The sequence below is a fragment of the Weissella paramesenteroides genome (assembly GCF_051903945.1).
Lineage (GTDB): Bacteria > Bacillota > Bacilli > Lactobacillales > Lactobacillaceae > Weissella > Weissella paramesenteroides_A.
The window spans coordinates 1264772-1289847 of the sequence record NZ_CP192268.1; the positions used below are offsets into that span (position 1 = coordinate 1264772).

The window sequence follows — 25076 nt, forward strand, 5'->3', positions numbered from 1 at the left end:
GAGTTCCTATTTATATAGAGGTAACACAACATTTTCAAAAGATAATGCTGCTAAATTTGTCATTGTTAACCCAAGTAGGCGAATTGCATGATGATAGCCACCAAGTTCATCTAAAATATCTTGAGCAGCGTGATAAATTTCTTCTTCTTCATTTGGAAAAAAATCAAATCTTGTTGCACGATGAGTTGCAGTTTGAAACTCATTATCACGAATTTTTAAAACCAATGTTTTACCATGCAATTGTGATTTAATGAGTGAGGCAGTTAATTTAGCAGCTAACTCCTTTAATTCATCCATTATTGCTTGCTCTGTATCTAAAAACGGACCATACGTTCTTTCTTTACCTATTGATTTACGCTCTCTTTGCCAAACAACTGGGCGATCATCAACACCCCTAATTCGTTCATAGAAAATATATCCACTTTTTCCAAATTCATCAGCAAGTTTGTTCTGTGGTGTATCATACAAATCTTTGCCGTTATAGATGCCCAACGAAATCATTTTTTCAGCAGTCTTAGCTCCCACACCGCGCATTTCATTAATCGGTAAGGTATCTAAAAATGATCGAATATCTTCTTGATTAATAATTGTCAATCCACTTGGCTTATTGTGTTCTGAAGCTAATTTTGCCAAGAATTTATTAAAAGAGATACCAACCGAACTTGTCAGCTCAAGTTCCTCATAGATGATTTGCTGCAATTCATGCGCTAATTGTACCGTATTAATTATGTTTGGTATGTTCTCAGTAACATCTAAGTAGGCCTCATCAAAGGCAACCGGCTCAACCTTATTCGTATAACGCTCAAATATTTGATGCAGTTGCTGAGAAACATCACGATATTTAGAAAAATTGGGTGTGATAAAGACTGCTTGTGGTGCAAGTTTCAAAGCCTCAGAAGCGCTCATAGCTGAATGAATGCCTAAATTACGAGCTAAATAATTTGCGGTTGCAACCACTCCGCGACCACCAGTTTTTCGAGGATCATTAGCTAAAATCAAAGGTACGGATTTGTATTCAGGGTTATCACGCATCTCAATTTGTGCATAAAAGGCATCCATATCAATATGTAAAATTTTTCTATCAGTATTTAAATGGATGGGTATTTCTAAAAAATTAGACATCATATCCCCCTTTTTTACATTATAATCTTACTTATTTTTATCATAAGACATCATTCTATAATTACATAGAAAAAAGTCTGACAAAGGCTAGAATAACTGAAAAGGTCATCAATCTACCAATGTAAAATTGATAGATTGATGACCCTAAATGTATCCCAAAAAACTGAAGGCTTTCTGTAACCACAATTAACTTCCAAACGTCTTTTATGCCATTTTCAGTTTTTAACAGCCATACTTTACAGCTTATTTTTCTTCACTCTTTGATTCATCATTTGATGCATCAACATCAGTGTTTTCTGGTTGCTTTTCAGAAGCTGCCTCAGATTTTGTTGTTTCAGGTGTTTCTGTTAATTCTTCTGTCGTAACCGGTGCATTAGCTTCCTTAACAACCTGACGAATTGCTGATAATTCAAACACCAAGATAACACCTTCTGCATCTAAATCAAAAGTACGTGCTTCTTTGTTAACTGCTGCTATAGTACCATGCAATCCACCAATAGTGATTACTTCAGCACCAGGCTGCACGTCATTAATCATTGCTTGACGCTTCTTTTGTGCCTTTTGTTGTGGACGAATCATAATAAAGTACATTGCGGCGATAAATACAACTAAAATAAGTATATTTGCGTTCATAATAAATTTAAACTCCTTAAGTATATTGACTAATTTTAAAATAATCTGGCATTTGGTTCAAAATAACCGTACTTACGTAGCGTTTCTTCTCTAAACTCAAGTAAACGGTCTTCAGCGATTGCCTGACGCATATCTTCCATTAATTTTAATAAATAACGTAAATTGTGAACGGAAGCAATTGTTTGACCATATAATTCATTTGTCTTGAAAAGATGATGTAAGTAAGCCTTCGTAAAGTGCTGTGAGCCGTAATCTTCAGTTTCAGGATCAATTAACGAAAAATCATCTTTATATTTTGCGTTCTTTATCACCACTCGACCATTTGAAGTCATTAGTGTTCCCTTACGACCGATACGAGTAGGCAATACACAGTCAAACATATCAATACCACGAATTGCTGCGTCAATTAATGAATCTGGAGCAGCCACACCCATTAAGTATCGCGGTTTATTCTCTGGTAAGAATGGTACTGTGAAATCAAGTACACGGTTCATCTCCGGCTTTGACTCTCCAACCGACAAACCACCAATAGCATAACCAGGCAAGTCTAATGAAACTAAATCTTGAGCTGATTGCTTTCGTAATTCTCGGAACCCTGCTCCCTGGACAATACCAAATAATGCCTGATCTTGCTCACGCTTATGTGCTTTTTGAGCTCGCTCTGCCCATCTAGATGTTCGTTCAACTGAATTTTTAACATAGTCGTATGTTTCAAAATATGGAATTGCTTCGTCTAGTTGCATCATGACGTCTGAACCAAGGTTATTCTGAATTCTCATAGCAACTTCTGGAGACAGGAACATCTCATCACCATTTAAATGATTTCTAAAGGTAACTCCTTCTTCAGTAATATGATTATGGTCTGATAATGACCAGACTTGAAAACCACCTGAATCAGTCAATATTGGGCCATCCCAATTCATAAATTTATGCAATCCACCAGCTTGAGCAATCAATTCGTCTCCTGGTCTTAACCATAAATGATATGTATTTGATAAAATGAATTGTGATTTAATTTCTTTTAATTCACGTGGGGACACACCTTTTACGGTTGCTTGTGTACCAACAGGCATAAACATTGGGGTCATAACTTCCCCATGTGGTGTCGTAATTTTTCCCAATCGCGCACCGGTATGTTTTTCGACATGAAGTAATTCATACTTCACTGCGTAATCCGACATATCACGTTTCCTTTCACTTCTATATAAACAAACTAGTATACATTATATCAGAAACATGGGTTCCATAACGCCTAGATTTATATTTTGTCTACTTATTTTAGTTTTAAAAGAAAAAAGCTACCAATAATTTGGTAACTTTTTTATAAAATATGTATGCAATCTTCATTATGGACGTTACAGGGATCGAACCTGTGACCCCCTGCTTGTAAGGCAGGTGCTCTCCCAGCTGAGCTAAACGTCCATTATAATGCATCGCGATGTCCTATCCTCGCAGGAGGCGATCCTCCAACTACTTTTGGCGCTACTGAGCTTAACTACTGTGTTCGGTATGGGAACAGGTGTGACCTCAGTGCCATCATCACGACACGTTTTTTATTGAGTGAACTTAGTTCCCTCAAAACTGAATCATAATTGCGTTTTTCTTGCCTTACACCACTTGCTACTTGGTTAAGTCCTCGAACCATTAGTACTAGTCCGCTCCATGCGTCACCGCACGTCCACTTCTAGCCTATCTACCTCATCATCTCTGAGGGGTCTTACTTCATTTCTGAATGGGAAATCTCATCTCGAGGCGAGTTTCACACTTAGATGCTTTCAGCGTTTATCTCATCCGTACATAGCTACTCAGCGATGCTCCTGGCGGAACAACTGATACACCAGTGGTACGTCCACCCCGGTCCTCTCGTACTAAGGGCAGCTCCTCTCAAATTTCCTACGCCCGCGACGGATAGGGACCGAACTGTCTCACGACGTTCTGAACCCAGCTCGCGTACCGCTTTAATGGGCGAACAGCCCAACCCTTGGGACCGACTACAGCCCCAGGATGCGATGAGCCGACATCGAGGTGCCAAACCTCCCCGTCGATGTGGACTCTTGGGGGAGATAAGCCTGTTATCCCCAGGGTAGCTTTTGTCCGTTGAGCGATGGCCCTTCCATGCGGAACCACCGGATCACTAAGCCCTACTTTCGTACCTGCTCGACTGGTAAGTCTCACAGTCAAGCTCCCTTGTGCCTTTACACTCTGCGAATGATTTCCAACCATTCTGAGGGAACCTTTGGGCGCCTCCGTTACCTTTTAGGAGGCGACCGCCCCAGTCAAACTGCCTGCCAGACACTGTCTTCCACCACGCTTAGTGGTGTGAGTTAGAGTGTTCATACAACGAGGGTAGTATCCCACGTTTGCCTCCATCGAAACTAGCGTCCCGATTTCTACGGCTCCTACCTATGCTGTACAAGCTGCACAAACACTCAATATCAAGCTACAGTAAAGCTCCATGGGGTCTTTCCGTCCTGTCGCGGGTAACCCGCATCTTCACGGGTCTTTAAATTTCACCGAGTCTCTCGTTGAGACAGCGCCCAGATCGTTACGCCTTTCGTGCGGGTCGGAACTTACCCGACAAGGAATTTCGCTACCTTAGGACCGTTATAGTTACGGCCGCCGTTTACTGGGGCTTCAATTCGTACCTTCGCCGAAGCTAAGCACTCCTTTTAACCTTCCAGCACCGGGCAGGCGTCAGCCCCTATACGTCATCTTACGATTTTGCAGAAACCTGTGTTTTTGATAAACAGTCGCCTGGGCCTATTCACTGCGGCTCAGCTTGCGCTGAGCACCCCTTCTCCCGAAGTTACGGGGTCATTTTGCCGAGTTCCTTAACGAGAGTTCACTCGCTCACCTTAGGATGCTCTCCTCGACTACCTGTGTCGGTTTGCGGTACGGGCAGGTAAACACTAACTAGAAGCTTTTCTCGGCAGCGTGACATCACAGACTTTCCTACTTTATTTCGGTCCCCATCACAACTTGTCCGTATAAGTGCAAGCATTTGACTCACACTAAGACTTGTTGCTTGGCCCAGCATTTCCAGCCGCTGGGTTCTGTTAGCCTTCTGCGTCCCTCCATCTTTCAAACATGTTCACCTGGTACAGGAATCTCAACCTGTTAGCCATCGACTACGCCTTTCGGCCTCGCCTTAGGTCCCGACTAACCCTGGGAGGACGAGCCTTCCCCAGGAAACCTTAGTCATACGGTGGACAGGATTCTCACCTGTCTTTCGCTACTCATACCGGCATTCTCACTTCTAAGCGCTCCACCAGTCCTCACGGTCTGACTTCATTGCCCTTAGAACGCTCTCCTATCGCGCCACTGATGTGGCACCCGTAGTTTCGGTGGTGTGTTTAGCCCCGGTACATTTTCGGCGCAGAATCACTCGACTAGTGAGCTATTACGCACTCTTTAAATGGTGGCTGCTTCTGAGCCAACATCCTAGTTGTCTATGCAACTTCACATCCTTTTCCACTTAACACACACTTAGGGACCTTAACTGACGATCTGGGCTGTTCCCCTTTCGACAATGGATCTTATCACTCACTGTCTGACTCCCGGACATACGTGATTGGCATTCGGAGTTTATCTTAATTTAGTAACCCGAGATGGGCCCCGCACCAAAACAGTGCTCTACCTCCAACACGCTATCTTCCGAGGCTAGCCCTAAAGCTATTTCGGAGAGAACCAGCTATCTCCAAGTTCGATTGGAATTTCACCGCTACCCACACCTCATCCCAACATTTTTCAACATGTACGGGTTCGGGCCTCCAGTGCGTTTTACCGCACCTTCACCCTGGACATGGGTAGGTCACCTGGTTTCGGGTCTACAACAACATACTAAAACGCCCATTTCAGACTCGCTTTCGCTACGGCTCCGGTCTTTCCACCTTAACCTTGCATGGTATCGTAACTCGCCGGTTCATTCTACAAAAGGCACGCTATCACCCATTAACGGGCTCTAACTTGTTGTAGGCACATGGTTTCAGGAACTTTTTCACTCCCCTTCCGGGGTGCTTTTCACCTTTCCCTCACGGTACTGGTTCACTATCGGTCACTAGGGAGTATTTAGCCTTACGAGATGGTCCTCGCAGTTTCCGACCGGATTTCACGTGTCCGGCCGTACTCAGGATCCTACACGGGAGTTTGCTTACTTTCGCATACGGGGCTATCACCCTGTTTCGTTCAGCTTCCCAGCTGATTCTGCTAATAAACAAATTTGTAACTCCACAACGGTAGTCCTACAACCCCAGAGTGCAAGCACTCTGGTTTGGGCTCCTCCGCGTTCGCTCGCCGCTACTGACGGAATCGATTTTTCTTTCTTCTCCTGTTGCTAATGAGATGTTTCAGTTCACAACGTCTACCTTCGTTTAACTATGTATTCATTAAACGATAACTTGCATCACAAGTTGGGTTCCCCCATTCGGAAATCCCCGGATCACAGCTTACTTACAGCTCCCCGAGGCATATCGGTGTTAGTCCCGTCCTTCATCGGCTCCTAGTGCCAAGGCATTCACCATGCGCCCTTAATAACTTAACCGATCAACTTTCGTTGATGATTTCGTTTGAGTATTGTGACTCAATGGTCACAAGCGATTTTAAACTTATTTAAAAAACTCAAAAAATTACGCGGTGTATTTTTTCGGCTCAATTTAATTGATTTGATCAATTATAATGAATTTAAAAATTTACAATTATGATTCAGTTTTCAAAGAACTAATTAACAACCAGATGGTTGTTATGGAGAATATCGGGTTCGAACCGATGACCCCCTGCTTGCAAAGCAGGTGCTCTCCCAGCTGAGCTAATTCCCCATGTTTGAATGTTAACCACTCAAAACTAAATATCGTTTCGTTGAATGTGTAGGTTTCCGATTTTCCTTAGAAAGGAGGTGATCCAGCCGCAGGTTCTCCTACGGCTACCTTGTTACGACTTCACCCTAATCATCTGTCCCACCTTAGACGGCTGGCTCCTAAAAGGTTACCCCACCGGCTTTGGGTGTTACAAACTCTCATGGTGTGACGGGCGGTGTGTACAAGACCCGGGAACGTATTCACCGCGGCGTGCTGATCCGCGATTACTAGCGATTCCGACTTCATGTAGGCGAGTTGCAGCCTACAATCCGAACTGAGACATACTTTAAGAGATTAGCGCACCCTCGCGGGTTGGCGACTCGTTGTATATGCCATTGTAGCACGTGTGTAGCCCAGGTCATAAGGGGCATGATGATTTGACGTCATCCCCACCTTCCTCCGGTTTGTCACCGGCAGTCTCACTAGAGTGCCCAACTGAATGCTGGCAACTAATAATAAGGGTTGCGCTCGTTGCGGGACTTAACCCAACATCTCACGACACGAGCTGACGACAACCATGCACCACCTGTCACCTTGTCTCCGAAGGGAACATCCTATTTCTAGGATTGGCAAGGGATGTCAAGACCTGGTAAGGTTCTTCGCGTTGCTTCGAATTAAACCACATGCTCCACCGCTTGTGCGGGTCCCCGTCAATTCCTTTGAGTTTCAACCTTGCGGTCGTACTCCCCAGGCGGAGTGCTTAATGCGTTAGCTGCGACACTCAAGGGCGGAAACCCTCGAACATCTAGCACTCATCGTTTACGGTGTGGACTACCAGGGTATCTAATCCTGTTTGCTACCCACACTTTCGAGCCTCAACGTCAGTTACAGTCCAGAAAGCCGCCTTCGCCACTGGTGTTCTTCCATATATCTACGCATTTCACCGCTACACATGGAGTTCCACTTTCCTCTACTGCACTCAAGTCATCCAGTTTCCAAAGCCATTCCTCAGTTGAGCTGAGGGCTTTCACTTCAGACTTAAATAACCGTCTGCGCTCGCTTTACGCCCAATAAATCCGGATAACGCTTGGAACATACGTATTACCGCGGCTGCTGGCACGTATTTAGCCGTTCCTTTCTGGTAAGATACCGTCACACACTGAACAGTTACTCTCAGTGCCGTTCTTCTCTTATAACAGTGTTTTACGAGCCGAAACCCTTCATCACACACGCGGCGTTGCTCCATCAGGCTTGCGCCCATTGTGGAAGATTCCCTACTGCTGCCTCCCGTAGGAGTATGGGCCGTGTCTCAGTCCCATTGTGGCCGATCAGTCTCTCAACTCGGCTATGCATCATTGCCTTGGTAAGCCGTTACCTTACCAACTAGCTAATGCACCGCGGGTCCATCTCTTAGTGATAGCAGAACCATCTTTCAACCAACAACCATGCGGTTGTTGGTATTATACGGTATTAGCACTTGTTTCCAAATGTTATCCCCTGCTAAGAGGTAGGTTACCCACGTGTTACTCACCCGTTCGCCACTCTTTGTCAGATAAAATCACATCAGAGCAAGCTCGTCAGATCAATTAAAGACAAAGCGTTCGACTTGCATGTATTAGGCACGCCGCCAGCGTTCATCCTGAGCCAGGATCAAACTCTCATTTTAAAAGTTTGAGTATAACTCAATTGTTGTTATTTGTTTAACAGAAGTTAAACGAATTTATTAGCGAATTGACTTCGCAAATGTTTTTGTATCAAGCAAATTACTTGATGACCCTACACATTTGTTTCATCGAAACGATATTCAGTTTTCAATGATCAACATAACATCATTAATGATGTTAAGCGGACGACGGGAATCGAACCCGCATTCCCAGCTTGGAAGGCTGGAGCACTAGCCATTGTACTACATCCGCAAAGTGTTTCTCTGTATCAGCAACAATATATATAATACACACTTGTTCTGACAAAGTCAACACTTTTGTTATTTAACTTGCCTTTTATATCTATTTCTAATGATGAATAAACATTGCATCACCAAAACTGAAGAAACGATATTTTTCAGCAACTGCATGCTTATAGGCATTTAGAATATTATTGCGACCTGTAAATGCAGCAACTAACATTACTAAAGTTGATTTAGGTAAATGAAAATTAGTAATAAAAGCATCAACAACTCGCCACTCAAATCCTGGTTTAATAAATATATCTGTCCACCCAGAATCAGCATGTAATTCACCATCAAACTTGGCACCAATCGTCTCTAAAGTACGAATTGAAGTTGTCCCAGTTGCCACAATACGTCCACCATTAGTGCGAACTTCATTCAATGTTTGCGCAGCTTCTTCACTTAATTGATAGAATTCTGAATGCATTTTATGATCGTCAATATTGTCTTCCTCAACTGGCCTAAATGTACCTAATCCAACATGTAACGTCAGCTCAACTAATTTAATTCCCTTGTCAGCAACCTTTTGCAATAGTTCTGGTGTCCAGTGTAAGCCAGCTGTTGGTGCAGCTGCTGATCCATTAACCTTGGAATAGACAGTTTGATACCTTTCCTGATCTTCCAACTTTTCCTTAATATATGGTGGTAATGGCATTTCACCCAATTCTTCTAATATTTCTAAAAAGATGCCATCATAATGGAATTTAATCATACGTCCACCATGTTCTAATTCTTCAATTACTTCAGCCGTTAATTGACCATCACCAAATACTATTTTTTGACCAACTGGATATTTACGTGCAGGCTTAACAAGCGTTTCCCAGACATCATCTTGTTCTTGACGAAGTAATAATACTTCAACATGACCACCAGTTTCTGGTCGAACACCATAAAGTCGTGCTGGTAATACACGCGAATTATTCATCACTAATGCATCACCTGGATTAAGATAGTCTATAATATCGTAAAAATGACGATCATGAAATTCACCAGTATCTGCATTTAGCTCTAATAATCTCGAACCATCACGCCTTTCTAGAGGTGTTTGCGCAATCAATTCGTGTGGCAATTCATAATCAAAGTCATTTAAACTTGTAAAATTTTCAGTCATTTATTTGTACTCCTAATTATTTTTATCGGGTAGTGGCAAGTGTAGGTGTTCATACGCTGCCAAAGTAACAACACGTCCTCGTGGTGTTCGTTGTAAGAAACCAATTTGCAATAGATATGGTTCATACACTGATTCAATCGTATCAATCTCTTCACCAATGTTAGCAGCGATTGTCCCAACACCAACTGGGCCACCTTGATAAAATTTAATCATTGTTTCTAAAATTTTGTGATCGACTTCATCCAATCCCATGTCATCTATTTGCAATAAGGAAAGTGAAAAATTGACCATTTCATCAGTAATAGTTTGTAATCCCTTAACAGTTGTAAAATCGCGAACGCGTCGCAACAGACGATTTGCAATTCGAGGGGTTCCTCGCGATCGTCGCGCAAGTTCATAGGCACCCTCATCTGCAACTTCAATATTAAAGATATCGGCTGAACGTTTAATTATTTTTGAAAGTTCACCTGGTGTATAATACGCCATATGTTCAACAATACCAAAACGATCACGTAATGGTTGCGATAACATACCTGCCCTCGTCGTCGCACCAACCAATGTAAATGGTGGTAATGGAAAATGAATTGGATGTGCAGTTGGGCCTTCTCCAGCTATAATATCAACATAAAAATCTTCCATTGCAGAATATAGCATTTCTTCGACTTGCTTAGGCAACCGATGAATTTCATCAATAAAAAGAACGTCACCTGGTGCCAGTTCGTTTAACAATGCTAATAGATCACCTGATTTTTCAATTGCAGGTCCAGACGTTGTTCTCAGACCGACTCCCATTTCGTGAGCCACAACCATTGCTAAAGTTGTCTTTCCTAATCCTGGTGGTCCATATAGCAAAATATGGTCTAACGGTTCTGAACGTTGTTTTGCCGCCTCAATATAGACATGCAATCTTTGTTTTAAATCTTCTTGGCCAATATACTGCTGTAATGTACTGGGTCGCAATGTTTGTTCAATCGACTGTTCACCAGTGTCAGTAGACATGTCATGTAAAAAGTCCTCTGCCATTTGTTTCTCCCCAAAAATTACTGCAATAATTTCAATCCAGAGCTAACATACGCTGCAGTTGATAAGCTTGTCTGCTTTGTTAGCTCTTTTTCAACGCGCTTAATATCTTTTTTAGCATATCCCAAAGCCTCTAACGCTAGTAAAGCATCAGCTAATTCTGAATCCGGTGCTTTTTCTTGCACCAACACTTTATTATCATCAATTGACAGTGTCAAATCCGAAAGCTTATTTTGTAAATCCAAAACGATTTGTTGCGCTGTTTTTTTACCGATGCCTGGGAATTTTGTCAAAAAGCCAATATCATTTTGCGTGATGGCATTAATTAGCCCGGTATGATCACTATTTGCTAAAATTGCTAATGCAGATTTAGGTCCAATCCCTGAAACATTTAGTAGTTTCTGAAAAAGGTCTTTATCTTCTTTAGTTAAAAATCCATATAAATTCTGATCATTATCGCGAATTATCTGCTCAACATAAACAGTCATTGTACTATTCAAAGAAAATGTATATGGATTAGCAACTAACACACGATACCCAACTCCCTGTATATCAATCACAATATAGCTTGGTAATATTGCGGTTATCGTACCTTTTAGATATTCGTACATGTTTTTCTCCACTTCTACAAGTCACTGTTTACATTATAGCAGAAAAAAATCACTAACCTTCGATTTACTGAATGATGGCATTTTTAAAACGTGAAATTTTGTACAATAATATTCACATTTTGTTCACATTTCCTAGTTAATATGTATTTATCGACTTAAAGATAAGTAATGAGCAAGCCTACACTCATCGCTTGGTCGTTTCGTCACCCACATGACGAAGAGTTTTTACTTTCCTAGTAAATCTACTCAATTAACATATCTCTTATTAAACCTACAACAAAAAAGAACTGGTTAATAGCCAGTTCTTTTTTGTTGTTTAATGAAAATATTAATAACGTGCACGAATATCACAAAACGAGTAGAATAAATGGTTATAAAAAACAATTCAATTAGGAGACAATAATCATGTTGAAAGAAAAATTGTCAGAAATGCCTACCTGGCGGCGAAATTTATTCGTGCTTTGGTTTGGTGTATTCATGACTGGCATAGGTTTTAGTGAAGTCATGCCTTTTTTGTCTCTCTACGTAGACACTCTAGGTAACTTTACCAAAGACCAATTAACACTTTATAGTGGCATAACTTTTTCCATTACTTTTTTAATGACTGCAATCATATCACCTTTTTGGGGTAAATTAGCTGATAGCAAGGGACGTAAACTCATGCTATTACGGGCATCATTAGGCATGGCTATTGTATTCTTCTTAATGGGCGCTGCTCAAAATATTTGGCAACTTATTTTCTTCCGAGCATTGCAAGGGTTGTTTGGTGGTTTCATTTCAAATGCGAATGCAATGATTGCCACACAAACACCAAAAGAAAAAGCCGGATACGCATTAGGGACATTAGTAACTGGTGTAACCGGTGGTCAATTACTCGGCCCATTTATTGGTGGTATATTAGCTTCAATTGTAAGTTATCGTTTATCTTTCATTATTACAGGTATCATATTTTTACTAGTATTCGTACTTGTATTAACACTAGTGAAAGAAGAATTCACGCCCGTTGCACGTGGTGAATCTCTTTCACGAAAAGAAGTGTTTAAACAACTAAAGCATCCGCAATTAACTATCAGCTTGTTTCTAACCACTTTTATCATTCAAATTGTTAACCAATCAATCAGTCCTATCGTGGCTCTCTTTGTCCGCGAACTAAATCATGGTGCGGTTGGTACAACATTCTGGGCTGGCGTTGTGGCCGCCATGCCTGGTATAGCAACAATGCTGGCAGCCCCTAGATTTGGTCAATTAGGTGACCGGATTGGTACCCATCGGATTATGTTGATTGGCTTTACACTTGCCTTTTCATTTATGCTACCAACAGGATTTGTAACTGCCGTCTGGCAACTAGCTATCTTACGTTTCATGATCGGTATCTCTGACGCAACCATGTTACCTGCTGTACAAACATTACTAACAAAAACGACACCAACACAAGTCACCTCACGCATATTTGCTTACAATCAATCATTTCAGTCACTAGGTTCTGTAGCTGGACCAGCTATGGGAACCGTCGTTGCAATGTTCTTTGATTATCGAGGCATATTTATTGCCAGTGCCCTACTCATTGTTGTTAATGCTGGCCTATTCTTTTATCGCACGAATTCATTAAAAAATGATGATTCACTTAATCTTTAAATTTTTAAAATAAAAACCTTGATTTTACTTTAACAAGTTGAGACTACCAACTAACATTTAAAGTATATCAAGGTCTTTTTTTAATCTATATTTATACGACGAACCATATGATAAAGCACTAACAAAGCAAATTGTAATGCTCCAAATGAAATAACAAACACTAAACTGTGCATTGATATGGAAGACATAAAAAGTTTTATCACCTTTTGTGGATCACTAACTATTTCCCATGAGTTAATACGCAAAAATCTGCCTAAATAAATACCATATGCGGAAACAAATGATAAAACAACATAAAACATAATTGTCCAAATGGTTGATAGTTTCTGGTAGTATACCCGACCAACAATATGCGCTGAAGAAATACCCAATATTAATCCTGTCAATACACCTACTGCTAAAATCGCATAGTTGAAAAACTGTGTTTCTGTCATTAATCCGGTACCAATTGATGATAAATGACTAAAATCAGTTACCATATACATGGCATTCGGGAAGAACACTAGCCAAATGATTGTTATTAAAATTTGTACAACACGGTACTTTTTAAAATAACGAATCAATAAAGCTAAATCAAATGGTATCAATGCTAAAATTATATTCCAAATTAAAAAATTGTAATTGGTTGGTACCAACCAAATAACCAAAAGTAAACCTAAAACAATTAAGTGTACTCTTACAATATCTGTTTTCATCTTTTCTTCCAATACTCTGTTATTAATCTGACACGAATACCCACATCATACAGCAAACAAGATAAATGCATCATAAAAAAATTATTTCAGTGTTTCCGTTTTAGCATGTACTTTATTGGTATACGGCACTTCATACCAATTAATTCCGTCCAACTCAATTTGTACTTGTCCAGCCATCTCATTTGTCAACGCTTGCTTAAATAACGTCATTTCCGAATCGGCAACAGCAATCGTAACAGTCACATCAGCAGCAAATGATGTATCCAAAATTTGATAATTTTTTTGCTCTAACCAATATTTTAGCGGATCAAATTGCTTATACGCAATTTTTAAATTGACTTCATGTCGTTGAATGCGTTCAATTAACCCACTTGCCTCAATACCACCAACAACAGTTCCAGCATAAGCTCTAACAAGGCCACCCGCTCCAAGCTTAATGCCTCCAAAATAACGTGTCACAACAACAGCAACATCACGGATGGCGTTATTTTTCAAGACCTCCAATATGGGCACACCAGCCGTTCCAGCTGGTTCACCATTATCGGAGTATCGTTGTGTTTCATTACGATCTCCTAACAAATATGCCCAAACATTATGCGTTGCCTTTCGGTGTGTCAAACTAATATCATCAATGAACTCTTTGGCTTCTTCTTCATTAGTTATTCGAGCGATATTCACAATAAATCGTGACTTTTTAATCACTTGTTCCCAAGTACTTTGTTTGTCCGCAATTGTAATATATTTTCCTAACTGGCTAACATGCTCAGCTTGATTTCCTGCCATGGTTCCTCCTTCCATTTCAATAAATGAATAAAACTCGCTTATTCTCAGCATTACCGAAAACAAACGAGCTATAAACTTGTCAAATTAACAATCAATCTTACTCTTCATATTCAAATTGGAAATCTAAAATTTTTACAACGTCACCATTTTCGGCACCTGCTTCATGAAGTGCTTCATCGACACCCATAAACCTGATTTGTCGTGCAAAACGCATCAATGACTCAGTAAAGTTCGTATTTGTACGTTTGAACAATCGCTCAATTTCATTACCAGATAGAATCCAAGTGCCATCTTCATCTCGTGATAACTCAAATGGTTGTTCTCGTTCTTCAAATTCATAATTTGCTTGCTCATCATCAGCATCCACCATACCCTTAGGTATAAAGACTGGTGTCTCGTCTAGCAAGTCAGCTGTTCGACGTAACAATGGCTCCAACCCTTCACGCGACAATGATGAAATTGGCATAATTTCAATGTCATCTGGCACATTATCATTGTTCCGTAATTGATCTTCAAACATCTCAAGAGCTGTTTGTGCATCAGGCATATCCATCTTAGTTGGCACGATAATTTGTGGTCGTTCCAATAGTGCTGGATCATAAGCTGCTAATTCTTGATTGATTTTTAAATAATTATCATAGGGATCTTGTTCAGGATCAACTCCTGACATATCAATCATATGTAAAATTACTCGCGTACGCTCAACATGGCGAAGGAATTGAATACCTAATCCAACTCCTTCAGAAGCCCCTTCAATCAACCCAGGTAAATCCGCCATAACAAAATCACGACCGTCATCTAAACGAACCATACCCAAATTAGGTACTAATGTAGTAAAGTGATAAGCTGCCACTTTTGGCTTTGCTGCCGTTACAACTGACAACAAGGTTGATTTTCCAACAGAAGGAAAACCAACTAACCCAACATCCGCCAAAACCTTTAACTCTAAGGAAATGTCTAATTCTTCACCTGGCTCACCATTTTCAGCAATTTCTGGTGCTGGATTTTTCGATGAGGCAAACCGTATATTACCACGGCCCCCACGACCACCTTGTGCGATGACTAATCGTTGACCTTTTTCAGTCAAATCACCAATTACTGCACCAGTCTCTGTATTTGTGATGGTCGTTCCTTGTGGTACCTTAATAATCAGGTCTTCTGCTGATTTTCCAGTCATCCCTTTTGTTGCACCATTACCACCCACTTGTGCTTTAAAGTAACGCTTATATCGAAAATCCATTAACGTACGTAGCCCTTCATCAACGACCATAACGACTGATCCACCATGACCACCGTCACCACCGAATGGACCTCCCATATTAATATATTTTTCATGACGGAATGAAACTGCACCATCCCCGCCTTTTCCTGCTTTAACAAAAATTTTTACTTGGTCGACAAACGCCATCGTTCATGACCTCACTTTCTTTTTAGCTTTCTTGTAGCCAACTGTAAACTGTCGACTTACATTTTACAGTACTTTTTCAGGTTTGACCACCTTTAGTCATCGTGACTTTGCATTGCTGCCAATGATATTCGAATATTATTGGCAACCCTCTCAGATATACCTAGTTTTTTCAAATCGTCTAATGAAGCAGTAGCCATTTTGTTCATTGAACCATAGGTCGTGAGCAATTTTTGGCGTGTTTTAGGTCCCACACCAGCAATGCCATCCAGTCTTGACCCTAACGAACTTTTAGAATGTAGCTGTCGGTGAAATGTAATCACAAATCGGTGAACCTCATCTTGGATTCGCTGTAGCAAATAAAAGCCTTGCGAATTAGGGTCAAGGTGAACATGTGCCGCCCCCTCTTCTTTTAGCAAATCAGCTGTTTTATGTTGATCATTTTTAACCATAGCTGCAACCGGTATTGAAAGACCTAACTCATCTTCAATGACTTCCCGAGCAGCATTTAGTTGAATAACCCCGCCATCCATCAAAATAAGATCAGGCATTTCACTATGTTCTTTCAACAATCTTGTATAGCGTCTACGAATAACTTCCATTGTTTCTGCACGTTCATCAGCATTTTCAACTGTTTTATTTTTATACTTACGATATTTATTTTTATTTGGGACACCATCTTCAAAGACAACCATTGCAGAGACCATATCTGATCCTTGTAAATGAGAATGATCAAACGCTTCAATTCGGTGAATCGCCGAAATATTTAATGCATCAGCAATTTCTTGCATCGCACCACTTGTTTTTGACTCATTCATCTCTAGTAAACGAAACTTTTCATCTAGGACAATTTTGGCATTTTTACCTGCTAATTCTAATAACGCACGTTTTTCACCTCGTTGTGGTGTTCGTACTGGAATATTTAATACTTGAGAAATGGTCTCTTTATCTACTCCCGCTGGGACCAAAATCTCCTTAGGTAACACTGCATTCTGTCGATTATAAAATTGAAGAATAAAACTAGTTAATTCTTCTTGAGCAGAACCAACGATAGCAAATAAACGTTTCTCTCTTTTCATTAAACGTGCTTGCCTAATAAAGAAAACTTGAACAGATAACCAACCCCTGTTCATATAGAAATTAAATATATCTCTTGGTGTACCATCACGTGAGATAATTTTTTGTTTTTCAACAGTTGCTTCGATAAACTTCAATTGATCTCTCAAGTCTGCTGCTCGCTCATAGGCTAAGTTTGTTGCGGCTTCTGCCATTTTTTTCTGTAACATTTTCGTGACAACTTTAGTATCACCATCTAAGAAACGTTTAATCTTTTTTATTTGTTCGTTATAGACCTCTTCCGGAACTTCTTTATAACATGCTCCCAAACATTGCCCAATGTTAGCATACAAACATGGACGTCCTTGATAACCATTACAACGACGTAATGGATACACTTTTTGTAAAAAATGTAACGTTTCCTGGGCAGCATAAACATTAGGGTACGGTCCAAAGTAATGACCACCATCGTCTGCAACTTCATTCGCTAATAAAATTTGTGGATCTCGCTCATTAGTTATCTTGATATATGGATACCCCGTACCACGTTTTAGCCTAATGTTGTAATAAGGCTGATATTTTTGAATCAGGGTAATTTCTAAAAGCAATGATTCTTTTTCGGAACTGGTAACAATAAAATCAAAATCCGCGATATTTGCCACCAGTTGCTCTGTTTTTCCTGAATGTTCACTTTTAAAATAAGAGCGAACTCTATTTTTTAAATTTTTAGCTTTCCCAACATAAATAATCTTTCCATCCTTATCTTTCATCTGATAAGAACCTGGTAATTCAGGTAATAAAGCTAGTTTTTGCTCAATATGTTCTGATGCCATCTATTTGCCTTCCCTAATTATTAGCTGACAATCTAATCTGTTGTGTTTATCCCAATTTTTCTCATTTAACCAAATTTTAATTAAACATGCTATAATAATGCTAATTATTAAATAGGAGGTCCTTTACATGCCACTACAAACCAAAAGAAATGATGAATTATCTCGCCAAATTGACGAAGTATTTGATATTCCTGATTTGAAGGACAAGAACAAAGATCGTTTCCTCGGAAATAATAAAGACGAGGAAGAAGAAAAATAGTGATAACCAAACGCCGTATTTTACGGCGTTTTTCTTTATTGATAAGTATCATATCAATAATAACTGTCAATAATCACTTCTACATCATAACAACCCTATGCTACTTTCTCAATAGCATAGGGTTGTTATGGTTAATCTTCAATTGTTTTTTTACTGAATAATCCTTTTAAGCTTAGTAACGCTGCTTTAGTAATATTACCATCTGTATATGTCAACACATTTTTCTTATAAACACGCAATCCATATCTTGCGAGGAAAATCAACACAACTACTTCCAATAATAGCGCAATTAATGCATCTGTCATATTGGCATATTGTAGTCCTAATCGTGCTGGCATTAAAGTTTGTGAAATGAATGGTACATATGATAGTACATTGATCAAAAGATTATGTGGTTGCCCTTCCAATACAAATGATAAAATATAACCAATCATTGCCACATAGGTAATTGGCGATACAGCCTGTTGCACTTGACTTAAATCATTAATCATTGCTGAGATAATTGCAGTCAAAATCATATACAAGAATATCCCAACAATCGCTAATAATCCTGTCATTATGGCGAAGTTAATATCAACACCCGCTAGCATCTCCCTAACCATATCAATATACTGATTTTTAGGCATAAAGATCGCAAAAATTCCGCCAGCTAAAACATAAACAAGGCCGTGTGTGATTGCAAGACCAGCCACTCCTAAAAGTTTACCAAAAAATTGTACACCAGGTGAAGTGACCGCTAACAAAATTTCCATAATCCTAGAAGACTTTTCATTGGCAATTTCTTGAGCTATCATGCCCACATATGCCGTTAGAAAAATAAATATAAAAATGCCTAACCCCCCAGCCAACATACTGTTGGCAGTATTAGAAGTTGCGCCTCCTGCAGAAGACTTACCATTTTTATTATAAACAGTCGAATCAAATGCCGGTGGCTCCATCAGCGTCTGTAACTGATCAGCATTTAAATGCAATTTTGTCGCTTGATTAATCATATAATACTGATTAATTGTTGATTGTAATGTATCTTCAGATAATGAGTCTGCATCAGTAGACATTGTCAGATGGTATTGCCCATTAGCAGAGGTTAAATAGCCATCAATTTTATCTCGTTTCATAGCTTGCTTCGCTTTAGCGGCTGATGGCATATTTTTGTATCGTGCACCCACAGCCTTATTTTGTTTCAAATAAGTTGTTAATGATGCATTATTTACAACTGCAACAGTTGGCTTCTCAGTACTCTTAGTGGCGTCCATAACAAATACGATGCCACCAATGACTAGCAAGATCAAGATTGGTGCTAAGACAATTGACCAAAATCCAAATGTCTTTAGGCGGTTAGTATACGTTTGTCGGGCAACCAAGAATAATTGATGTTTAGTCATTTTTGTCACCTCCAGCCACTTCACGACGGAAAATCTCATCTAAAGTCGGTGGTTGTTGTGCGAATACCGGCACATAACCATATTTAGAAACCGTTCGAAATACTTCTTTTCCCGCATCATCATTAGATAACTTCAAATGCCGACCATGACCATCTTGTTCAACTGACAATACCCCAGGTATTGCCAATAACTCAGCATCAGGAACTATTGATTCTAAATAAATTTCACTACGCCCAAAAGACTCTCTAATCTCTACTAATCCACCACTTAAAACTGTCTGTCCATGCTTTAACATTAACAACTCATCGGACAATTTTTCTACCCCACTCATATTATGCGAACTAAAGATAATCATGGCGCCGTTTTCCTTTAATCGTGAAATTTCATTCATCATTAATTGTGTATTAACTGGATCAAGACCTGTAAATGGTTCGTCTAGTATAAGTAATGATGGCTCAGTAATAACTGTAGCAATTAATTGTACCTTCTGTGCATTACCTTTTGACAAACTTTGCACTTTGTCAGTGACCTTCCCCACCACATCTAATCGTGTCATCCAGTGTTTTAATTTTTGTTTTGCATCAGCCTTAGTCATTCCATGAAGTTCAGCAAAATAAATCACCTGTTGCTCAATACTTAATTTTTGGTATAAACCACGCTCCTCAGGTAAAAAACCAATATTCTGTTTGTCACGGTTTGTTATCGCATGATCATCCCAAGTAATCGTGCCGTGAGTTGGCTTAATAAAGTCCAACATCATGCGAAAGGTTGTTGTTTTTCCAGCACCATTTTGTCCAATTAAGCCAATAACATGCCCTTCCTCTAATCGCATATTCATATTATCAACTGCAATCTTATCACCAAATTTTTTGGTTAAATTTTTTAGTTCTATCATTTAGAAAACTCCTAACATAGTCGTTTTTAATTTATTGGCAGTTAACACATTATTAGGATAGCATACTTTACCAAGACCTTTTGGTTTTAAATTTAATGCAATATGACATAAATGAATAAAGCTGCTAATCCACCAAATTAATTGGTTTGATTAACAGCTCTTAAACTCACTTTAAAAAGTGAAATTGATTCAAAATATTAATTCATATTGTCCATATGACACTTATTGTGCGTTCTTTTTAAACCGGTCCATCATTTCTGGCGTGAATTTTAATTCACGAGGTTTTGATCCATTTGCCGGACCAATCAACCCCCGATCCTCTAATGAATCAATGATACGACCAGCACGATTATATCCCATGCCAAAATGTCGTTGAATAGATGATGTTGATGCACCACCTGCTCTAAGAATGAATTCCAATACTTCATCCCATTTTTCATCTAATTCATCAGTTCCCGAGTTGTTGCCATTTTCTAATGCCTGTACCTCAGCATCTGATACTGACATTGACTCATCATACTGTGCACTACCTTGTTGTTTGATAAAATCAGTAATTGCAGCAACATCATCGTCAGATATAAAGGCGCCTTGCACACGCTGTGGTCCGTTTGAACCAATCGGAGCAAATAACATATCACCTCGACCTAACAACTTTTCAGCACCATTACCATCTAAGATAGTACGAGAATCAACACCTGAAGAAACCGCAAAAGCCATTCGTGAAGGCACATTAGCTTTTATCAATCCAGTAATGATATCAACGGATGGTCGTTGGGTAGCAACAATCATATGAATACCAGCCGCACGTCCCAATTGGGCAATGCGCACAATGGCATTTTCAACATCTCCAGAAACTGCAGAGGTCATCATTAAATCAGCCAACTCGTCAATGATAACCACTAAATATGGCATTTTCTGAGAAACAACACCTTTTTCTGTTTCATCACGTTTTGCCACTAATTTGTTATAACCGTCAATATTACGAACGCCTTCTTCAGCAAGTAACTTAAAACGTCGATCCATCTCTGCGACAACCTTCTTTAATCCTAGTGCTGCCTTTTTGGGATCAGAAACGACTGGTGTAATCAAATGTGGAATATCGTTATATACTGACAATTCCACTTTTTTGGGATCAACCAACATCAAGCGGACTTGTGATGGTTTTGCCTGCAATAGAATTGATGCTAAGATGCCATTGATAGCAACAGACTTTCCTGACCCTGTTGAACCAGCAATCAATAAGTGTGGCATTTTAGTTAGGTCCACTTTTACAACTCCACTGGTAACGCCCCTTCCAATAGGAACAATCAATGGTTTATCAGTGTCAACACCGGCCTCTTCCACCATATCTCGAAAACCAACTGTTGCTTGTTGATCATTGGCAACTTCAATACCCACAACATTTTTACCAGGAATTGGTGCTTCAATACGTAACGACTTTGCTGCCAATGCCAATGCCAAATCATCAGCCAAGTTTTGAATTTTTGAAACTTTGACACCAACCGCTGGTTTAATTTCATACTGAGTAACTGTTGGCCCCAATACAACCTTTTCGACCGTCGCATTAATTTTGAAACTCTGCAATGTTTGATGAAGAATTCGCGCTTTTTCACTTAATGCATCACGTTCTTGTGACTGATCGGTAGAGCCAATATGTTGCAATAACTGCGTTGTGGGTAAACGGTAATTTTTATCACTAATTATCGTTCCTAATCCACTCGCATCAACATCTGGTGTTGGTTCAGTCATTGCTGATGGTGTCACATGTCGATTGGCATGATGTGTTACCTTATTAGCAGCTTCTTTTTCTGCACGATCTAGAATATCTACATGTGATAATGGCACATCCTGACCAGGCAATAATTCATCATCCGCCAAGTCTTCACCATAAACAACTGGCTCTACTGGATCAGCTGATTGAATCACCCGTTGAGAATCAAAATTAGTAGTCGCTTTTTGTGATGCACTTGGTGCCACAGATGCAGAAACATTTTTTGTGCGATTAACGGTTTTTGGTACACGACTAGCTTCACTGCTCTTCATTAACGTTGAGTCAACAGACATTGTGGCTTGTTGTTCATGTTGGGAAGTTGGGGCGACAATTTCGGGTACCACAAACTTCGTTACGATAGCCTCTGAATCGTCATCAGTTAGCGATTGTTTCTTATTGAAATGAACCTCACCAGACGAAGAAGCCTCAGGTAGTGGTTTTTCCTTCTTACCCTTTCGTGGACTAAATGGTTCTTCATTAAAGAATTCATTCATCGCTTCTTGTTGTCGGTCTTTTTGTTTGGTACGGAATGTATTGATAGACTCTGTCACCTTTTCATGAGCAGTGGTTGCTTGCGTTTGGACTAAATCCCCTGCACCTTCGGCAAATGAAAAGAAATTATCGAATACACCGCGTAATGGTAATCGAAACATAATAACCGTGCCAACAATCAATAAAACAATTGCAATTAACCACGAACCAAAATTACTCATGGTCAAATAAGTATATTGATAGATAATTGCTCCAATAATACCGCCACCAACAGGCGTTGTTACTGCATGATTATTTAAATCTTGGTTGATCAATTGTTGAATAGTTGCAACATAATCACTGTGCAAATTCATTTTATTAAACAATAGGATCGATCCTATCAACATTATACCAACATAAAACAATGTAAACCCTAGATAATGATGCCATTTCAATCGAGGTGGCCATGTTCCATATGCCATGACGACTAAGAATGGTACCAACAAAACAAGCAACAATAGTTGATATGATCCGCCCACCAATAATCGAATTAAGTTTGCTACTAACTTTCCGATTAGACCAACTTTGGCAATAGCTAATATGGTTAAGATGACTGCAATTAGCCCCGAAATCTGTGGTAATCGCGAAATAAACCAAGCTAACGTGTCATTATTGCTCTTTTTCTTCCGACTAGATGTCTTTCTTGGTCGCCGATTTGTCGTACTTTTTCTAGTTGTCGTTTTTTTATATGCCATATGATCCTCCTTTCTTAAAAAATTTAACCTAAAAACTACTTAAGCTTATCGTAATCATATTCATGTGTCAGATCAAGATTAGGGAAACTCTGCTGACGTAAGGCCTCATAAATAATAATTGCTGCTGTATTTGATAGGTTTAATGAGCGAATATGCTCGTCATTCTGCGGAATACGCAAGGCTTGATCTGGATGTTCTTTCATAAAAGGTTCTGGCAGACCAGTCGTCTCCTTACCAAATAGGAAATAGTAGTCATGATTTGTATTTGTGTAGTCAGCCTGATGGTATGATCTTTTTGCAAACTTTGAAATCAGAAATAATTCATCAGTATCTTTTAAAGTAGCCATAAAAGCAGGTAAATTTTTGTGGACTGTAATATCGACATTATCCCAATAATCTAAACCAGCTCGCTTAACATGCTTATCATCTAACTTAAATCCCAAGGGCTCAATTAAATCTAATTTCGTATTAGTTCCGGTTGCCGTTCTAGCAATATTTCCCGTATTTGCTGGCATCAATGGTTCAAATAAAACAATATGATTTGTACTCATAATTAACTTCTCCTATTTTCTCTAGGTTATTTTAACCTACACGTGATTAATGCATACAAAAACAAGTATAGCACGTACATTCAGTACCTTGCGCTATACTTGTCAAAATTTATTAATGTCTTAATTCTGATTCGTTTCTTTAAACAAGTCCGAACTCGTCTGCCACCAATTATAAAAACGATAAATCAATACCTTTAGGATAGCATATCCAGGTACACCAAAGATAACTCCTAAGATACCAAAAATATTACCAGCAGATAGTAAGACAATCAAAACCGTTACAGGATGAATTTTCATAGAAGATCCCAACAATTTTGGTGAAATAATTCGTCCTTCTAACGTTTGTTCGATCATAAAGACAACTAGCACTGATATCAGCATCACTGGTGACACAAAAATTCCGACAACAACAGCTGGTACCATCGCTAAAAATGAGCCAAGGAAAGGAATAATATTCAAAATTCCTGCAACAATTGCAATTAACCAACCATATGGTAAGCCAATAATCGTATAACCAATTGCAAACATTATCATGACTGCAAAGGCAACTGAAATCTGTCCTCGAATGTAGTTTGAAATTTGAGTACTAATTTCCTTTAGCGTTTCCAAAAATGAGTGACGCGCTTTCACTGGTAAAAACTTTGCAATATATGCTGGCATTTGATGACCATCTTTAAGCAAATAGAAGAGGACAAACGGAAATGTGATAATTGCAATAACAACGCTAGTTACTGTACCAACAACTGAAGAAACGCCATGTAATCCCTTTTTAGCATATTCAGCTGAATAGTCTTTCAACCAAGTTGATATTTCACTATTCGTTGTATTGAACCACTTATTAACCGCATTAAATTGTTTATTAGAGGTGAAATGATTAATCATCGTCACAATTTTATGCCAATAGGTTGGCCATTCATTAACCAAGCTAATAATTTGATTACTCATCCAAGGGATAAATACAGCTAATCCCCAAATAATCAGCACTGCCAAGACAATAAATTGTATTGAAATCGTTGCAATCCTTGGAAAGTTAAAGCGCCGTTCTGCCCAGTCAACCATCGGATTTAGTAAGAAATAAAACACACCAGCAATAATTATTGGTGCACCAACTGCACTAAAAAATTCTGCAACCGGATTAAAAATAAAGGCCACTTTGTGAATCATGAAGACAATAATTAAGAACAACAAAATCATAAGCATGGCGGATACGATTTTATTATCCAACAACCAGCGGTGAAAAATAGATTGGCCATTTGATTTTTCTTTCATGTGTTTGCTCCTTTACATATAACATTTAAATAAATCAGTCATTTTATAAAAAAGCCCCCATTTGGATGTTCATACATC

The 25076-nt window shown here is 39.3% G+C and carries 17 protein-coding genes, 3 tRNA genes and 3 rRNA genes; 2 read left to right on the top strand and 21 right to left on the bottom strand.

Going from position 1 to position 25076, the window contains the following annotated elements; translation table 11 throughout:
* Nucleotides 1-6 precede the first annotated feature (6 nt).
* The 12 genes from dinB to ruvA form a co-directional block, all read right to left on the bottom strand.
* A complete protein-coding gene (dinB, locus tag ACQ4QH_RS06075; RefSeq protein WP_439818162.1) occupies nucleotides 7-1122 on the bottom strand; it encodes a DNA polymerase IV in 1116 nt (371 codons plus the stop codon).
* 243 nt (nucleotides 1123-1365) lie between these two features.
* Nucleotides 1366-1755 carry a preprotein translocase subunit YajC gene (gene yajC, locus ACQ4QH_RS06080; RefSeq protein ID WP_439818163.1) on the bottom strand — a complete coding sequence of 130 codons (390 nt, stop codon included), beginning with the start codon at nucleotides 1753-1755 and terminating at the stop codon, nucleotides 1366-1368.
* A gap of 35 nt (nucleotides 1756-1790) precedes the next feature.
* Nucleotides 1791-2936, bottom strand: a complete 1146-nt coding sequence (gene tgt / locus ACQ4QH_RS06085) for a tRNA guanosine(34) transglycosylase Tgt (RefSeq protein WP_439818164.1) — start codon at nucleotides 2934-2936, stop codon at nucleotides 1791-1793.
* Nucleotides 2937-3104: 168 nt separating this feature from the next.
* Nucleotides 3105-3177 (bottom strand) — tRNA-Val (locus ACQ4QH_RS06090).
* An 8-nt stretch (nucleotides 3178-3185) separates the two neighbouring features.
* Nucleotides 3186-3302: ribosomal RNA gene (rrf, locus tag ACQ4QH_RS06095) — 5S ribosomal RNA — on the bottom strand.
* Between the two features lie 77 nt (nucleotides 3303-3379).
* Nucleotides 3380-6295: ribosomal RNA gene (locus ACQ4QH_RS06100) — 23S ribosomal RNA — on the bottom strand.
* A gap of 201 nt (nucleotides 6296-6496) precedes the next feature.
* Nucleotides 6497-6569 (bottom strand) — tRNA-Ala (locus ACQ4QH_RS06105).
* 70 nt (nucleotides 6570-6639) lie between these two features.
* A 16S ribosomal RNA gene (locus ACQ4QH_RS06110) occupies nucleotides 6640-8214 on the bottom strand.
* The 16S, 23S and 5S rRNA genes sit together here with 3 tRNA genes alongside, the layout of an rRNA operon.
* Before the next feature lie 178 nt (nucleotides 8215-8392).
* Nucleotides 8393-8464: transfer RNA gene (locus ACQ4QH_RS06115), tRNA-Gly, on the bottom strand.
* A 96-nt stretch (nucleotides 8465-8560) separates the two neighbouring features.
* Nucleotides 8561-9607 carry a tRNA preQ1(34) S-adenosylmethionine ribosyltransferase-isomerase QueA gene (gene queA / locus ACQ4QH_RS06120; RefSeq protein ID WP_439818165.1) on the bottom strand — a complete coding sequence of 349 codons (1047 nt, stop codon included), beginning with the start codon at nucleotides 9605-9607 and terminating at the stop codon, nucleotides 8561-8563.
* 12 nt (nucleotides 9608-9619) lie between these two features.
* Complete coding sequence (gene ruvB / locus ACQ4QH_RS06125; protein ID WP_439818166.1) at nucleotides 9620-10630, bottom strand: Holliday junction branch migration DNA helicase RuvB; 1011 nt, start codon at nucleotides 10628-10630, stop codon at nucleotides 9620-9622.
* A gap of 17 nt (nucleotides 10631-10647) precedes the next feature.
* The gene (gene ruvA / locus ACQ4QH_RS06130) at nucleotides 10648-11238 is read right to left on the bottom strand and encodes a Holliday junction branch migration protein RuvA (protein WP_439818167.1); all 591 of its coding nucleotides are present in this window, start codon (nucleotides 11236-11238) and stop codon (nucleotides 10648-10650) included.
* Between the two features lie 405 nt (nucleotides 11239-11643).
* Here ruvA and ACQ4QH_RS06135 point away from each other — a divergent pair, with 405 nt between their 5' ends.
* Nucleotides 11644-12873 carry a multidrug efflux MFS transporter gene (locus tag ACQ4QH_RS06135; protein ID WP_439818168.1) on the top strand — a complete coding sequence of 410 codons (1230 nt, stop codon included), beginning with the start codon at nucleotides 11644-11646 and terminating at the stop codon, nucleotides 12871-12873.
* 80 nt (nucleotides 12874-12953) lie between these two features.
* Here the strand turns inward: ACQ4QH_RS06135 and ACQ4QH_RS06140 are convergent, their stop codons facing one another.
* The 4 genes from ACQ4QH_RS06140 to uvrC form a co-directional block, all read right to left on the bottom strand.
* Nucleotides 12954-13568, bottom strand: coding sequence for a DUF1361 domain-containing protein (locus tag ACQ4QH_RS06140; RefSeq protein WP_439818169.1), 615 nt, complete (start codon nucleotides 13566-13568; stop codon nucleotides 12954-12956).
* 81 nt (nucleotides 13569-13649) lie between these two features.
* Nucleotides 13650-14351, bottom strand: a complete 702-nt coding sequence (locus ACQ4QH_RS06145) for a YigZ family protein (protein ID WP_439818170.1) — start codon at nucleotides 14349-14351, stop codon at nucleotides 13650-13652.
* A 97-nt stretch (nucleotides 14352-14448) separates the two neighbouring features.
* Entirely contained in the window at nucleotides 14449-15759 is a 1311-nt protein-coding gene (gene obgE, locus ACQ4QH_RS06150; RefSeq protein ID WP_439818171.1) for a GTPase ObgE, read from the bottom strand.
* Between the two features lie 92 nt (nucleotides 15760-15851).
* Nucleotides 15852-17645 (bottom strand): excinuclease ABC subunit UvrC, encoded by a 1794-nt coding sequence (uvrC, locus tag ACQ4QH_RS06155; RefSeq protein WP_439818172.1) that lies wholly within the window; start codon nucleotides 17643-17645, stop codon nucleotides 15852-15854.
* Nucleotides 17646-17772: 127 nt separating this feature from the next.
* On the opposite strand from uvrC, the gene ACQ4QH_RS06160 reads away from it, so the two are divergent.
* On the top strand, nucleotides 17773-17904 hold the full coding sequence (locus ACQ4QH_RS06160; RefSeq protein WP_002828375.1) for a hypothetical protein: 132 nt from the start codon (nucleotides 17773-17775) through the stop codon (nucleotides 17902-17904).
* Nucleotides 17905-18035: 131 nt separating this feature from the next.
* Here the strand turns inward: ACQ4QH_RS06160 and ACQ4QH_RS06165 are convergent, their stop codons facing one another.
* The 5 genes from ACQ4QH_RS06165 to ACQ4QH_RS06185 form a co-directional block, all read right to left on the bottom strand.
* Nucleotides 18036-19286: an ABC transporter permease gene (locus ACQ4QH_RS06165; protein WP_439818173.1), complete on the bottom strand. Its 1251-nt coding sequence runs from the start codon at nucleotides 19284-19286 to the stop codon at nucleotides 18036-18038.
* Nucleotides 19279-20181, bottom strand: a complete 903-nt coding sequence (locus tag ACQ4QH_RS06170) for an ABC transporter ATP-binding protein (RefSeq protein ID WP_439818174.1) — start codon at nucleotides 20179-20181, stop codon at nucleotides 19279-19281. The genes ACQ4QH_RS06165 and ACQ4QH_RS06170 overlap by 8 nt, the downstream gene beginning before the upstream one ends.
* A gap of 222 nt (nucleotides 20182-20403) precedes the next feature.
* Nucleotides 20404-23178 (bottom strand): DNA translocase FtsK, encoded by a 2775-nt coding sequence (locus tag ACQ4QH_RS06175; RefSeq protein WP_439818175.1) that lies wholly within the window; start codon nucleotides 23176-23178, stop codon nucleotides 20404-20406.
* Between the two features lie 35 nt (nucleotides 23179-23213).
* Entirely contained in the window at nucleotides 23214-23729 is a 516-nt protein-coding gene (locus tag ACQ4QH_RS06180; RefSeq protein WP_439818176.1) for a tRNA (cytidine(34)-2'-O)-methyltransferase, read from the bottom strand.
* Nucleotides 23730-23849: 120 nt separating this feature from the next.
* A complete protein-coding gene (locus tag ACQ4QH_RS06185) occupies nucleotides 23850-24998 on the bottom strand; it encodes an AI-2E family transporter (protein ID WP_439818177.1) in 1149 nt (382 codons plus the stop codon).
* Nucleotides 24999-25076: the final 78 nt, after the last annotated feature.